At 64.9% G+C, this 13,248-nt stretch carries 11 protein-coding genes; 8 read left to right on the top strand and 3 right to left on the bottom strand.

Going from position 1 to position 13,248, the window contains the following annotated elements:
- Nucleotides 1-14: 14 nt before the first annotated feature.
- Nucleotides 15-545 carry a hypothetical protein gene (locus VGR99_RS17065; protein WP_326899798.1) on the top strand — a complete coding sequence of 177 codons (531 nt, stop codon included), beginning with the start codon at nt 15-17 and terminating at the stop codon, nt 543-545.
- Between the two features lie 296 nt (nt 546-841).
- Here VGR99_RS17065 and VGR99_RS17060 read toward each other — a convergent pair whose 3' ends face one another.
- A complete protein-coding gene (locus tag VGR99_RS17060; protein ID WP_326899797.1) occupies nt 842-1,429 on the bottom strand; it encodes a DUF4337 domain-containing protein in 588 nt (195 codons plus the stop codon).
- 119 nt (nt 1,430-1,548) lie between these two features.
- Nucleotides 1,549-2,514: a tyrosine recombinase XerC gene (locus tag VGR99_RS17055; protein ID WP_326899796.1), complete on the bottom strand. Its 966-nt coding sequence runs from the start codon at nt 2,512-2,514 to the stop codon at nt 1,549-1,551.
- Nucleotides 2,515-2,624: 110 nt separating this feature from the next.
- On the opposite strand from VGR99_RS17055, the gene VGR99_RS17050 reads away from it, so the two are divergent.
- Nucleotides 2,625-4,835: a primosomal protein N' gene (locus VGR99_RS17050; RefSeq protein ID WP_326899795.1), complete on the top strand. Its 2,211-nt coding sequence runs from the start codon at nt 2,625-2,627 to the stop codon at nt 4,833-4,835.
- 118 nt (nt 4,836-4,953) lie between these two features.
- Here the strand turns inward: VGR99_RS17050 and VGR99_RS17045 are convergent, their stop codons facing one another.
- The gene (locus VGR99_RS17045; RefSeq protein ID WP_326899794.1) at nt 4,954-5,451 is read right to left on the bottom strand and encodes a septal ring lytic transglycosylase RlpA family protein; all 498 of its coding nucleotides are present in this window, start codon (nt 5,449-5,451) and stop codon (nt 4,954-4,956) included.
- Nucleotides 5,452-6,099: 648 nt separating this feature from the next.
- Here VGR99_RS17045 and VGR99_RS17040 point away from each other — a divergent pair.
- The 6 genes from VGR99_RS17040 to VGR99_RS17015 all read left to right on the top strand — a co-directional run bounded on the left by VGR99_RS17040 (nt 6,100) and on the right by VGR99_RS17015 (nt 13,061).
- On the top strand, nt 6,100-6,660 hold the full coding sequence (locus VGR99_RS17040; protein WP_326899793.1) for a F0F1 ATP synthase subunit delta: 561 nt from the start codon (nt 6,100-6,102) through the stop codon (nt 6,658-6,660).
- Nucleotides 6,660-8,189, top strand: a complete 1,530-nt coding sequence (atpA, locus tag VGR99_RS17035) for a F0F1 ATP synthase subunit alpha (protein ID WP_326899792.1) — start codon at nt 6,660-6,662, stop codon at nt 8,187-8,189. The genes VGR99_RS17040 and atpA overlap by 1 nt, the downstream gene beginning before the upstream one ends.
- A gap of 142 nt (nt 8,190-8,331) precedes the next feature.
- On the top strand, nt 8,332-9,204 hold the full coding sequence (locus VGR99_RS17030) for a F0F1 ATP synthase subunit gamma (protein WP_326899789.1): 873 nt from the start codon (nt 8,332-8,334) through the stop codon (nt 9,202-9,204).
- Nucleotides 9,205-9,287: 83 nt separating this feature from the next.
- The gene (gene atpD / locus VGR99_RS17025; protein ID WP_011083272.1) at nt 9,288-10,721 is read left to right on the top strand and encodes a F0F1 ATP synthase subunit beta; all 1,434 of its coding nucleotides are present in this window, start codon (nt 9,288-9,290) and stop codon (nt 10,719-10,721) included.
- Between the two features lie 86 nt (nt 10,722-10,807).
- A complete protein-coding gene (locus VGR99_RS17020) occupies nt 10,808-11,215 on the top strand; it encodes a F0F1 ATP synthase subunit epsilon (RefSeq protein ID WP_326899785.1) in 408 nt (135 codons plus the stop codon).
- A 151-nt stretch (nt 11,216-11,366) separates the two neighbouring features.
- Nucleotides 11,367-13,061 carry an adenylate/guanylate cyclase domain-containing protein gene (locus VGR99_RS17015; protein ID WP_326899784.1) on the top strand — a complete coding sequence of 565 codons (1,695 nt, stop codon included), beginning with the start codon at nt 11,367-11,369 and terminating at the stop codon, nt 13,059-13,061.
- The last annotated feature ends 187 nt before the right edge of the window (nt 13,062-13,248 follow it).

The raw sequence follows: 13,248 nt of genomic DNA, 5'->3' as shown, positions 1-13,248 counted from the left end.
GGGCGGGACAACACATGCTGCGCCGCCTACTTCAACCGGTCTGGGTCCTGCTGGCGATCATCTTCCTGATCGAAGCCTGGCTGTGGGACCATCTCGAGCCGATCGTCGCGCGGGTTGTCGCAGCCATCCCGCTCGCACGCTTCAAGCAATGGCTGACGGAGCGCGTCGATGCGCTGCCGCCGGCCTTGACGCTGATCGTGTTCGCGGTGCCGATCATCCCGTTGTTTCCGCTCAAGCTGGTTGGCCTGTATCTGCTCACGCATGATTACTGGCTGACCGGTGTATCCACGTTCCTGTTCGCAAAGCTGCTCGGCGTCGGCGTCACCGCCTTCGTGTTCGACGTCACGCGCGACAAGCTCATGGAGATGCACTGGTTCGAGCGCATCTACGATCTGGTGCTGAAGGTCCGCGCCAAGGCCACCGAGCTGGTCGACCCGATCAAGCGCCGCATCCGCGAGCTGATCGCCGGCAACGGCGAAGGCTGGTCGTCAAGAACGCTGCGTCTGATCCAGCGCTTCAGGAAGAGCGTGCACGAGGCGCGGTAGCGCCGCTCCCGTAGCCCGGATGAGCGAAGCGACATCCGGGATTCTTCGTTGCGGCGCCCCGCATATCGCTGCGCTCATGCGGGTTACGAATTCAAGCCACGGCGATCAATTCATCATCGCCACCCCCGCGCAACCGCGAAGCGGTTGTCGCTTGAGGTGGCCGCTTCTTCAGCGGCCCTCGAAGGGCGACGGCCCGGCTGCATCTCCGCCGTTCATCCTTCGAGGCTCCGAGCGCAGTGCTGATGCACTGCGCTCCTCGCACCTCAGGATGACGGAATTAGCAACGTCTCAGCCTCTCAATGCAAATGCAGCAGATGCGGCCACCACAGGCCGAGGCTGGTCATGATGAGCCCGGCGAGCGTCAGAATGCCGCCGATATAGGCCAGCGCGATCATGCCGGTGATGATGGTGGCCGAGGCCAGCACGATGCCGATCTGGAACGCGGCGGAGGCCAGCTCGAAGTGATGATATTTCGCGGTCGCCTCGTCGCGCTCGTGCTCGGCGTGCTTGGCCTTCTCGGCGAGCTGCTCGGTGCCTTCGCCGGTCTCCGGCTCGGAGCGGTAGCGCTGCGCGGTCTTGGTCCAGTCGTCGACCTGCTTCTGCACCGCCGGCCTCTGGGCCTCGTCGGCGGCGGCGAGCGTGAGCTTGCCCTGCTCGGATGCGGTCAGCACCACGGTGCGGCGGATGGTCTTGGCCTGGAAGAACGCCCAGAGATTGGCGGCCTCGACATTCTTGCTGATCGACTCGGTCTGGGCGCCCTTGCCGAGTGTCTCCGAGATCGCCAGGAACAGCGCCAGTATCGCAATCAGGAGCGCGATCTTCTTGTTCGAGCCGGACGCGTGTTCGGCGTGCTCGGCATGCTCCATGCTTTCGTGTGCGCTCATAAATCCCTCCTGTTCGGTTCCCAACGATTGACCGAACCGCGCGGCCGGCGCAAGAGGCACGCGCGCCATGACAGCTTCATGTCAGGCAGCAGCGGCCATTCAGCGCTGGTTCAGTCGCGTCACCGCCGCGGATGCGCGCTCGCATAGACTTCCAGCAGGCGCTCGGAATCGATGCCGGTATAGATCTGCGTGGTCGAGAGCGAGGAATGGCCGAGCAATTCCTGGATCGCGCGTAAGTCGCCGCCGCGCGAGAGCAGATGTGTGGCGAAGGAATGACGGAGCGCGTGCGGCGTGGCGCTGTCGGGCAGGCCGAGCGCGCCGCGCAGCCGCTCCATCGCGAGCTGGATGATGCGCGGACTGAGCGGGCCGCCGCGCGCGCCGACGAAGATCGGGCCTTCCGCCGGCAGCGGATACGGGCACATCGCGACGTATTCCTGCACGAGCTCCAGCACGTTCTGCAGCACCGGCACCATGCGGGTCTTGTTGCCTTTGCCTGTCACGACGAGCACGTCGCCTTCGCCGGGCCGCGGCACCTCGCGGCGCTTCAGGCCAAGCGCCTCGGAGATACGCAGGCCTGAGCCATAGAGCAGCGCCATCACCGCGGCATCGCGCGCGAGAATCCAGGTCTCGCGCTCCTCGCCGGCGCGCTCGTCGGCATCGGCAAGCCGCTTGGCCGATGCCATCGGCAGCGGCTTCGGCAGGCTCTTGGCGACCTTCGGCGCGCGGATCGCGGAGAGTGCGCCGACCTTGCCCTTGCCTTCGCGTTCGAGGAAACGCCCGAACGAGCGCAGGCCCGCGAGCGCGCGCATCAGTGAACGGCCGGCAATGTCGTCGGCGCGGCGCATCGCCATGAAGGCGCGCACATCCGTGGCTTCGAGCGAGGCGAACCGCTCCAGCGTCACGCGCTCGCCCCAATGGCTGCACAGGAAATCCAGGCACTGCCGCAGATCGCGGCCATAGGCCTCCAGCGTCTTCGGCGACAGCCGCCGCTCGGCGCCGAGATGAGACAGCCAGCGCGTCATCTCCAGCGCGATCGAGGGATCGGCGCTGGCGAGCTCGATTTGTGGGGCGGCCGCTTTGCTCATGCGCTCTGGACGTAATGATTCCGCACAGTATATCGCATCACACTCGTTTATCGTTCGCTAAGGCCGCCTTGCGCGGCTAGCCTTCAGGCCCCCGGGTTCCGATTCTCTCCATGGATCAGTCGTCGCGCAGCAATACCGCCCCCACCAACGCGACCCGCATGGTCGACGTGCTGGTGCCGGTCGCGCTCGACCAGACCTATTCCTACAAGGTGCCGCGCGGGATGGAGCTGAAGGCGGGCGATCTCGTCGGCGTGCCGCTCGGGCCCCGCGAGGTGTTGGCCGTGGTCTGGGCGGAAAATGCCAATCCCGATCCGCGCCTGCACAACCGCCTCAAGGAGGTCAGCGAGAAGCTCGAGGTTGCCCCGCTGAAGCCCGAGTTGCGTTCCGTGGTCGACTGGGTCGCCAATTACACGCTGAGCCCGCGCGGCATGGTGCTGCGCATGTGCCTGCGGATGGGTGAGAATCTCGGCCCCGAGCGGGTGCGCCCCGGCGTACGCCTGGTCGGCGATCCCCCCAAACGGCTGACGCCGGCGCGCCAGCGCGTGATCGAGGTGCTGTCGGACCGGCTGCTGCACGGCAAGTCGGAAGCGGCCAAGGAAGCCGGCGTCTCCGCCGGCGTGATCGACGGCCTCGTCGACGAGGGCACCCTGACGGTCGAGCCGATGCCGCCGCCTCCGCCGCCGCCCGCGCCAGATCCGGATTTCGGCCAGCCGGATTTCTCGCCGCTGCAGCGCACCGCGGCCGATACGCTGCGCGCGCTCGCCGCCAACGGCACCTTCCACGTCGCGCTGCTCGACGGCGTCACCGGCTCGGGCAAGACCGAGGTCTATTTCGAGGCCGTCGCGGAAGCGATCCGCCGCGGAAAACAGTCGCTGATCCTGATGCCGGAGATCGCGCTCACTGGCCAGTTCCTCGACCGCTTCGCGCAGCGGTTTGGCGTGCGGCCGATCGAATGGCACTCCGAACTGACGCCGCGCACCCGCGCGCGCAACTGGGCGGCGATCTCCGAGGGCACCGCGCCGGTCGTCGTCGGCGCGCGCTCGGCGCTGTTTTTGCCTTACGCCAATCTCGGCCTCATCGTCGTCGATGAAGAGCACGACCAGGCCTACAAGCAGGACGAGGGCGTGCATTATCACGCCCGCGACATGGCGGTGGTGCGCGCGCATATCGCAAAGATTCCGATCGTGCTGGCGTCGGCGACACCGTCGGTCGAATCCGAGGTCAACGCGCGCAAGAACCGCTATCAGCGCATCGCGCTGCCCTCGCGCTTCGGAGGCCAGCACATGCCGCATATCGAGGCGATCGACATGCGCCGCGAGCCGCCCGCGCGCGGCCGCTATATCTCGCCGCGCCTGGCCGGCGAGATCAGAAAGGCGATCGAAAAGCGCGAGCAGGCGCTGCTGTTCCTCAATCGCCGCGGCTATGCGCCGCTGACGCTGTGCCGCGGCTGCGGGCATCGCTTCGCCTGCACCATCTGCGATGCCTGGCTGGTCGATCACCGTTTCCGCCAGCGCCTCGTCTGTCACCATTGCGGCTTCTCGATGCCGCGGCCGCATCTCTGCCCGAACTGTTCGGCGGAGGAATCGCTGGTCGCGGTCGGCCCCGGCGTCGAGCGCCTGCAGGAGGAAGCGGCGGCGCTGTTCCCGAACGCGCGCACCATGGTGCTGTCGAGCGATCTCATCACCTCGATCGAGACGATGCGCAGCGAGCTTGCGGAGATCGCCGAGGGCCGTGTCGACATCATCATCGGCACGCAGCTCGTCGCCAAGGGCCACAATTTCCCGCGGCTCAATCTGGTCGGCGTGGTCGATGCGGATCTGGGCCTATCCAATGGCGATCCGCGCGCCGCGGAGCGCACCTGGCAATTGCTCAACCAGGTGATCGGCCGCGCCGGCCGCGAGCAGGGCCGTGGCGTCGGCTATCTGCAGACGCACCAGCCCGACCATCCCGTGATGAAGGCGCTGATCGCCTGCGACCGCGAGGCCTTCTACGACAGCGAGATCGACCTGCGCGAGCGCACGCTCTATCCGCCGTTCGGGCGGCTCGCGAGCCTGATCATTTCCGCCGGCGACCGCCCGAGCGCCGAAGGCTTTGGCCGCCGTCTCGTCGCGCTCGCGCCGCGCGACGAGCGCGTGGTGGTGCTGGGCCCGGCGGAAGCCCCGCTCGCCGTCATCAAGGGCCGCTACCGCTTCCGCATCCTGGTGAAATCGGCACGCGGCTTTGACCTCTCGGATTACTTGCGCAACTGGCTCGCGGTGTGCCCGAAGCCGAAGGGCAATCAGAAGCTGGAAGTGGACGTCGATCCGCAGAGCTTTTTGTAGGGGCCCACCGCTCTCTCCCCGTCATTGCTTCGTCGCTGCGCTCCTCGCAATGACGGAGTCAGCAAAAAGCCCGCCGTCCCCCAAGACGGCGGGCCTATTTCACGCGCTCAGCGCGCCGTTAGGAGACGACTTCCGCGGTGACGCGGCCGACGCCGGCACCGGTGAGGCCGATGGCGCGGGCTGCACCCGTGGAGAGGTCGAGCACACGGCCGCGAATGAACGGGCCACGATCGTTGATGGTGACGATCACGCTCTGGCCGCGATGGCTGACGCGCAGCTTGGTGCCGAACGGCAGCGAACGGTGCGCCGCGGTCATGGCGTTCTGGTTGAAGCGCTGGCCCGACGCGGTGCGGCTGCCGGACTCGTTGCCGTAATAGGAGGCCATGCCCGAGAAGCTGCGGCCTGTGCCCGAGGACGGCGTCATGGACGCATTGGCGTTGCGCCAGTCGGAGGTCGCGTTGGTGTCAGCCTTGGCGTGGTGGCCATGATGATGCCGGTGATGCCGGGATTTGGCGGAAGCCTCGGTGGCAGTTCCACCGACGATGAGAGTGGCAGCGACGAACGCGATCGCTGTGCGCGGCCGGGTCACAGTGCCCAGCGTCTTCAAAGACAGCATTTAGTGGTCCCTAAGCTAGTATTGCCACATATGTGGCTAGTGAGCCCCCGTAAGTTTGTGAGCGGTTTCGCGTTTGATTTCGCAATGAGGCGTGAATTGGGCAGTAAATCTGTTCTATGTCATAGTGAAATATCTTGTGACTGGCACCGATATTGCAGCCGATGTTCCGTAATCTTTCACTTTAACAGTTCTTTAACCTCAGTATTACTTACGAATACTGTAAACTAAAGTCGTTGTTCCCGATGTTTAGAATTGAGTAAGTATTCGGAGGCCGCGGCGAGCGGTTGCGAATTCACGGCTCAGCGATCCGTGTTCATGGCCGCTATGCGCTGAGGGCAGGAACGAATTGGCGGGTTGGCGACGTCAGGCTCACGGCAATTCCGTGGCGTGGCAGGTCGTCATCAAGATCGTCGTCGAAGTGTCGTGGACTGCGACGAACTGGCGACAGAACCTCATGCCTTTAATTTGGCGTCATGTTGCACGTGCGCGCCTGCTATGTTAGCAAAGCCGCGATTTTAACGGACCCGGCACCTCCCGTGTCGGCCGAAAATCGAAGTCCCGCTTGAATTCCAAGGGCTTGGATCGCTAGGCGCCGCTTTGTGGCGACGGTTTTTCCCTTGCGAATTTGACAGCTAAAAGAGCGCGTCTGTGGCTGCAGAAGATACGTCCGTTTCAGGTGTGTCCGGCCGTTATGCAACGGCCTTGTTTGAACTGGCCCGCGACCAGAAAGTGGTCGACGAGGTCAAAGCCGATCTCGACAAGTTCGAGGGTCTGCTGAACGAGAGCGCCGATCTCAAGCGCCTCGTCCGCAGTCCGGTTTTCGCGGCTGACGCCCAGTCCAAGGCCCTCACGGCCGTGCTGGACAAGGCCGGCATTGCCGGGATCTCCGCCAATTTCCTCAAAGTGCTGACCGCCAACCGCCGCCTGTTCGCGGTGGCTGACGTCATCCGCGCCTATCGCGTCCTCGTCTCCAAGTTCAAGGGCGAGACGACGGCCGATGTCACGGTGGCGGAAGCGCTTTCGGACAAGAATCTCGATGCCCTCAAGGTTGCCCTGAAATCGGTGACCGGCAAGGACGTCGCGCTCAACGTGAAGATCGATCCCTCGATCATCGGTGGCCTCGTCGTGAAGCTTGGCAGCCGCATGATCGATAGTTCGCTTCGCACCAAACTCAATTCGATCAAGCACGCGATGAAAGAGGCAGGCTGATGGACATCCGCGCCGCGGAAATTTCCGCGATCCTCAAGGACCAGATCAAGAATTTCGGCCAGGAAGCTGAAGTCTCCGAAGTCGGACAGGTGCTGTCCGTCGGCGACGGCATCGCCCGCGTCTACGGTCTGGACAACGTCCAGGCCGGTGAAATGGTCGAGTTCGAGAACGGCACCCGCGGCATGGCGCTGAACCTCGAAACCGACAACGTCGGTGTCGTTATTTTCGGTGCCGACCGCGAGATCAAGGAAGGCCAGACCGTCAAGCGCACCCGCGCCATCGTGGACGCGCCGGTCGGCAAGGGCCTGCTCGGCCGCGTTGTCGACGGACTCGGCAACCCGATCGACGGCAAGGGCCCGATCCAGGCCGACAAGCGCATGCGCGTCGACGTCAAGGCGCCCGGCATCATTCCGCGCAAGTCGGTGAACGAGCCGATGGCGACCGGCCTCAAGGCGATCGACGCCCTGATCCCGATCGGCCGCGGCCAGCGCGAGCTGATCATCGGTGACCGTCAGACCGGCAAGACCGCGATCGCGCTCGACACCATCCTGAACCAGAAGCCGCTCAACGCGCAGCCCGACGAGAACATCAAGCTGTACTGCGTCTACGTCGCAGTCGGTCAGAAGCGTTCGACCGTCGCCCAGTTCGTGAAGGTGCTGGAAGAGCAGGGCGCGCTCGAATACTCGATCGTCGTCGCCGCCACCGCGTCGGATCCGGCGCCGATGCAGTACATCGCGCCCTTCACCGGCTGCACCATGGGCGAGTACTTCCGCGACAACGGCATGCACGCGGTCATCATCTATGACGATCTGTCCAAGCAGGCCGTCGCCTACCGCCAGATGTCGCTGCTGCTGCGCCGCCCGCCGGGCCGCGAAGCCTATCCCGGCGACGTGTTCTATCTGCACTCCCGCCTGCTCGAGCGCGCGGCGAAGCTGAACAAGGATCAGGGTTCGGGCTCGCTGACGGCGCTGCCGGTCATCGAAACCCAGGCCAACGACGTGTCGGCCTACATCCCGACCAACGTCATCTCGATCACCGACGGCCAGATCTTCCTGGAAACCGACCTGTTCTTCCAGGGCATCCGTCCCGCGGTGAACGTCGGTCTGTCGGTGTCGCGCGTGGGTTCTTCGGCGCAGACCAAGGCCACCAAGAAGGTCGCCGGCAAGATCAAGGGTGAGCTCGCGCAGTACCGCGAAATGGCGGCGTTCGCGCAGTTCGGCTCCGACCTCGACGCCTCGACCCAGCGCCTGCTCAACCGCGGTTCGCGTCTCACCGAGCTCCTGAAGCAGCCGCAGTTCTCGCCGCTGAAGATGGAAGAGCAGGTCTGCGTGATCTGGGCCGGCACCAACGGCTATCTCGATCCGCTTCCGGTCAACAAGGTGCGCGCGTTCGAGGACGGTCTGCTCTCGCTGCTGCGCGGCAAGAACGCCGACATTCTCAACGCGATCCGCGACTCCCGCGACCTCTCCGACGACGTGGCTGCCAAGCTGAAGTCGGTGGTCGAAGGTTTTGCGAAGAGCTTCGCGTAACTGCGACACGGCCGGATTTTCCGGCTGTGACCGCTTCGCGAGAGGCAAACCAAAAACAAGCATGCCCGGCGCCCGGCCGGGCATTGCGATAGGGACAGGCTAGCGGCCCGACATTGCGTCGAGCCGCCGGGGTGAACGAAGAATGGCGTCACTTAAAGACATGCGCGTCCGCATCGCCTCCACCAAGGCGACGCAAAAGATCACCAAGGCCATGCAGATGGTCGCGGCCTCGAAGCTGCGCCGCGCGCAGACCGCCGCGGAAGCTGCACGTCCCTATGCCGACAAGATGAGCGCGGTGATCTCCAACATCGCCGGCGCCGCGGCGGCCTCGCCCGGCGCGCCGGCGCTGCTGGCCGGCACCGGTCGCGACCAGGTCCACCTGCTGCTGGTCTGCACCGGCGAGCGCGGCCTGTCCGGCGCTTTCAACTCGTCGATCGTGCGTCTCGCCCGCGAGCGCGCCCAGGCGCTGATGGCGCAGGGCAAGGAAGTGAAATTCTTCTGCGTTGGCCGCAAGGGCTACGAGCAGCTCCGCCGCCTGTTCGACAAGCAGATCGTCGAGCATCTCGACCTGCGCAGCGTTCGCCAGCTCGGCTTCGTCAACGCCGAGGACATCGCCAAGAAGGTTCTGGCGCGTTTCGACAACGGCGAGTTCGACGTCTGCACGCTGTTCTACTCGCGCTTCCGTTCGGTGATCGCGCAGATCCCGACCGCCCAGCAGATCATTCCGCTGGTGGTCGAGGAGGGCGGTGCCGCCAACACCACGTCTTACGAATACGAGCCGGAAGAGGACGAGATTCTCACCCGCCTTCTGCCGCGCAACCTCGCGGTCCAGGTCTTCCGCGCGCTGCTCGAGAACAACGCCTCGTTCTACGGCGCTCAGATGAGCGCGATGGACAACGCGACGCGCAACGCCGGTGAAATGATCCGCAAGCAGACGCTGGTCTACAACCGCACGCGTCAGGCGCAGATCACCAAGGAACTGATCGAAATCATCTCGGGCGCCGAGGCAGTCTGAACAAGACGCATCAGTGCCCGTCACACGCAACATCCCGGTCACGCTGACCGCGGTTTAGTAGTTCGGATCGAAGGAGACATTCAATGGCAGCCCAGTCCGGTCGCGTCACCCAGGTCATCGGCGCCGTCGTCGACGTGCAGTTCGAAGGCCACCTCCCGGCCATTCTCAATTCGCTCGAGACCAAGAACGGTGGCAACCGCCTGGTGCTCGAAGTCGCCCAGCATCTCGGTGAGTCCACCGTCCGCACCATCGCGATGGACACCACCGAAGGTCTGGTCCGCGGCCAGGAAGTGACCGACACCGGTTCGCCGATCCGCGTTCCCGTCGGTGAAGGCACGCTCGGCCGCATCATCAACGTCATCGGCGAGCCGATCGACGAAGCCGGTCCCGTCAAGTCGGAAGGCCTGCGCGCGATCCACCAGGAAGCGCCGACCTACACCGACCAGTCCACCGAAGCTGAAATTCTCGTCACCGGCATCAAGGTCGTCGACCTGCTCGCGCCCTACGCCAAGGGCGGCAAGATCGGCCTGTTCGGCGGCGCCGGCGTCGGCAAGACCGTGCTGATTCAGGAGCTGATCAACAACGTCGCGAAGGCGCACGGCGGTTACTCCGTGTTCGCCGGCGTCGGCGAGCGTACCCGCGAGGGCAACGATCTCTATCACGAGTTCATCGAGTCCAAGGTCAACGCCGATCCGCACAATCCGGATCCGAGCGTGAAGTCGAAGTGCGCGCTGGTGTTCGGCCAGATGAACGAGCCCCCGGGCGCCCGCGCCCGCGTCGCGCTCACCGGTCTGACCATCGCGGAAGACTTCCGCGACAAGGGCCAGGACGTGCTGTTCTTCGTCGACAACATCTTCCGCTTCACCCAGGCCGGCTCGGAAGTGTCAGCGCTGCTCGGCCGTATTCCTTCGGCGGTGGGTTATCAGCCGACGCTCGCGACCGACATGGGCGCGCTGCAGGAGCGCATCACCACCACGCAGAAGGGCTCGATCACCTCGGTGCAGGCCATCTACGTTCCGGCCGACGACTTGACCGACCCGGCGCCGGCGACCTCGTTCGCCCACTTGGACGCGACCACCACGCTGTCGCGCTCGATCGCCGAAAAGGGCATCTATCCGGCGGTGGATCCGCTCGACTCGACCTCGCGCATGCTTTCTCCGCTGGTCGTCGGCGAGGAGCACTACGCGGTCGCCCGTCAGGTCCAGCAGGTGCTGCAGCGCTACAAGGCGCTCCAGGACATCATCGCCATTCTCGGCATGGACGAGCTTTCGGAAGAGGACAAGCTGACCGTGGCCCGCGCCCGCAAGGTCGAGCGCTTCATGTCGCAGCCGTTCCACGTCGCCGAAATCTTCACCGGTTCGCCGGGCAAGTTCGTCGACCTCGCCGACACCATCAAGGGCTTCAAGGGCCTGGTGGAAGGCAAGTATGACCATCTGCCGGAAGCTGCCTTCTACATGGTCGGCACCATCGAAGAGGCGGTCGAGAAGGGCAAGAAGCTGGCTGCCGAGGCGGCCTAAGCTGCGAACGGCGAATAGGGAGCGGCAAATGGCTGCTCCCTGTTTCAGCCACTCGCCATTCGCTACTCACCATTCGCAGGTTCTCAATGGCCACCTTCCACTTCGATCTCGTCTCTCCGGAAAAGCTCGCCTTCTCGGGTGAAGTCGACCAGGTCGACGTGCCCGGCTGGGAAGGTGATTTCGGCGTGCTCGCCGGACATGCGCCTCTCGTGGCTGCGGTGCGCCCGGGCATTCTGACCATCATCGCCGGTGGGCAGAAGCAGAAGGTCATCGTGCTTGGCGGTCTCGCCGAAGTGTCCGAGGACCGTCTCACCGTGCTCGCCGACGTGGCCACCTCGATCGACGAGATTGATCGGGCGCAGTTCGCCGACAAGATCACGGAAATGCAGGACAAGCTGTCCGAGACGGAGGGCTCCGAGCTCGATCTCGCGATCGCGCGGCTCGATCACTACAAGAGCATCCAGCAAGAGCTCAACACGACGGCTATGCACTAAGCCCCGGCGCAACCGCTCCGGGGCTCAAGCTTCCAAATTCCTGAACAGGTTCAGCGCTCGTCACGGAAGTGGCGGGCGCTGAAACTTTGTTGCACCGCGCCGGAGATAGCGGCATTCTGCCGCTGCGGAAGAGGTTCCAGGGCTGGTGCAGATGAAGCGCAAGATCGCGGCGATTTTCGCGGCCGATATTGCCGGCTATTCGAGGCTCGTTGCGGAAGACGAGGAGGAGACGCTGCGGCGTCTGGCCTCCTACCGCGAAGTCATCGACGATTTCATCGCAAAGGCAGGCGGCCGCATCTTCAACACGGCGGGCGACGCCGTGCTCGCGGAATTCCCGAGCGCGGTCGATGCGGTGCGTTGCGCGATCGATATCCAGGAGAGCTTGCGAACCCGCAACATGGCCTATCCGCCGAGCCGGCAGATGTCGTTCCGGATCGGCATCACCATCGGCGACGTGGTCGAGCGCAATGGCGATCTCCTCGGCGACGGCGTCAACATCGCCGCGCGGCTGGAAGGCCTCGCCGAGGTCGGCGGCATCTGCGTCTCCCGCGCCGTGCACGAACAGGTCGCCAACAAGCTGTCGGTCCAGTTCGCCGATATCGGCGCGCAGGAGGTGAAGAACATCCCGACGCCAGTGCACGCCTACATGGTGGCGATGCGGCGCGAGGACGGCACCTATACCAAGCCGCAGGTCAAGAAGGTGGCCTCCAAGGTGGCGGCTGCGCCGGTGTGGATGTGGCCGCTGGTGGTTGCGGTCGTCTCGGTCGTCGCCATCATCGTCAGCGGCTTCCTCTACAACACCAAGCTCAAGCAGACGGTCACCGCCGCGGTCGCCCCGGTCGCAGCACCAGGTCCTGTGACACCAAGCGATGCGCCGAGCCCAACGCCAATCGCCGCTGCGCCGAGTTCTATGCCAAGTCCCGCGCCGACCCAGATGGCGAAGGCGCCGATGGCTCCGATGCCTGCCGCGAATGCCGCGATGGCGCCGATGCCCGCGCCGTCACCATCCGTCGTGCCTCTATCGGGCAAGCTCGCGGTCGACAGCGTGCCCTTCATCAACGAGCGTATCCGCAATTACCTCGCCAGCGACTACGCGAGCTCCGGCGACTACAAGGCCTTCGCGATCAATGTCGGCGGCTTCACCGGCTCGGCGTTGAACCAGCCCAGTGAGGAGGCTGCGAAGAACGCGGCGCTCGATCAGTGCCAGAAGCGCGCCGACGCCGCGCAATCGCCGCGGCGCTGCGAGCTCTATGCGGTCGGCGACAACGTCGTCTACACGCACGGCAAGCCGCCGATGCCGCCGTCTCCCTATTTCCGGCACGACGCGATGACCGAGCGGGCGTTCGTGTCCAAGGAATTTCCGATGTTGCGCGATTCCGCAAAGGTCCGGCTCGAGAATATCTTCGTGCCGGCGGCGAAATCGCGCTCGGTCGCGCTCGGCCCGGGCGGACAATATTACATGGTGCTGGGCGCACCGACCGCCGAGGATTCGGCGCGGCGCTCGCTGGAATCGTGCGGCGCGATCGCCGGCGTTGCCTGCATGATCGTCGCGGTCGACGACAATTTCGTCGTGCCGATCCCGACGCTGCTGCGGATCACCGGCTTCTTCCACGCTGCGAGCAATTCCTCGATCATCGCCGATGCCCGCGACGAAGTCGTGCGCAAGCTCGGCGATGCCATGGGCTGGAACGCCGTCGCCGTCGGCACCGCAGGCCGTCCCGGCCTCGGCCTGAAGGCCGCCGACGAGCAGACCGCCGTCACCTCCGCACTCACCGACTGCGCCAAGCGCGACAGCGACTGCCACGTCATCGCCATCGGCCCGTTCACGGTGGGCCCGATCAACTAGGGTCCCTGTTGGTTGAAACTCCACTCGCGCGCCGACAAAGGTGCGTTCCCTCCCCCCTTGCGGGTGTTCAGACCGGGGAGATAGTGGACGGGTGTTCGGAGACATCGTGGACACTTTCGACAGCTCAGTAAGGAGGTTGTCGGATGCCGTTCCACGAGGTGTCCCGGATGGACGCGAGATTGGAGTT

The sequence above is a fragment of the Bradyrhizobium sp. genome, assembly GCF_035935975.1.
Classification (GTDB): Bacteria; Pseudomonadota; Alphaproteobacteria; order Rhizobiales; family Xanthobacteraceae; genus Bradyrhizobium.
The sequence above is the reverse complement of the archived record's forward strand: the minus strand, read 5'-3'. Positions and strand labels throughout refer to the sequence as shown.

Bases quoted from the DNA above. Each gene is read 5' to 3' on its own strand.
- VGR99_RS17065 (WP_326899798.1), top strand. From the start codon at position 15: ATGCTGCGCCGCCTACTTCAACCGGTCTGGGTCCTGCTGGCGATCATC.
- VGR99_RS17060 (WP_326899797.1), bottom strand. From the start codon at position 1,429: ATGAGCGCACACGAAAGCATGGAGCATGCCGAGCACGCCGAACACGCG.
- VGR99_RS17055 (WP_326899796.1), bottom strand. From the start codon at position 2,514: ATGAGCAAAGCGGCCGCCCCACAAATCGAGCTCGCCAGCGCCGATCCC.
- VGR99_RS17050 (WP_326899795.1), top strand. From the start codon at position 2,625: ATGGATCAGTCGTCGCGCAGCAATACCGCCCCCACCAACGCGACCCGC.
- VGR99_RS17045 (WP_326899794.1), bottom strand. From the start codon at position 5,451: ATGCTGTCTTTGAAGACGCTGGGCACTGTGACCCGGCCGCGCACAGCG.
- atpA (WP_326899792.1), top strand. From the start codon at position 6,660: ATGGACATCCGCGCCGCGGAAATTTCCGCGATCCTCAAGGACCAGATC.
- VGR99_RS17030 (WP_326899789.1), top strand. From the start codon at position 8,332: ATGGCGTCACTTAAAGACATGCGCGTCCGCATCGCCTCCACCAAGGCG.
- atpD (WP_011083272.1), top strand. From the start codon at position 9,288: ATGGCAGCCCAGTCCGGTCGCGTCACCCAGGTCATCGGCGCCGTCGTC.
- VGR99_RS17020 (WP_326899785.1), top strand. From the start codon at position 10,808: ATGGCCACCTTCCACTTCGATCTCGTCTCTCCGGAAAAGCTCGCCTTC.
- VGR99_RS17015 (WP_326899784.1), top strand. From the start codon at position 11,367: ATGAAGCGCAAGATCGCGGCGATTTTCGCGGCCGATATTGCCGGCTAT.